1 pseudogene is annotated in these 439 nt (G+C 65.4%); it reads left to right on the top strand.

Going from position 1 to position 439, the window contains the following annotated elements:
• Nucleotides 1-439: pseudogene (locus tag AC1D0P_RS29875) on the top strand (hypothetical protein); the annotation flags it as partial.

Here is a 439-nt window from a genome sequence, read left to right as displayed (position 1 = left end):
GGCACGGCACGATCCGCGTTCGACCCGCTTCGCCAATCTCGTCAATGCTCTTCTACGCCGCCTGTCGCGCGAGAAAACGGAAGCGCTGGAGAAAGTGCGGGCCGGGACTTCCGTCTTCCCTGCCTGGTTTCGGGAGCGGCTCGAAACCGCCTATGGAGCTGACACAGCCGCCGCAATCGCTGCATCCTTCCTGGAACTCGCGCCACTCGACCTCACCATCAAGCAGAACCCTGAACATTGGGCAAACACGCTAGGCGGTACGCTGCTGCCGACCGGTTCGGTGCGGCTCGACAGTTTCGAAGGCGCGGTGACCGATCTTCCCGGTTTTACCGAGGGCGCCTGGTGGGTGCAGGATGCGGCCGCAGCCATCCCTGCCCGGCTGATGGGCGACATTGCCGGCAAGCGCGTCGCTGATCTCTGCGCCGCCCCGGGCGGCAAG

Source organism: Polaromonas sp. P1_G2 (assembly GCF_056405515.1).
Note: the sequence above shows the minus strand (reverse complement) of the source record. Positions and strands in the feature narration are given on the sequence as shown.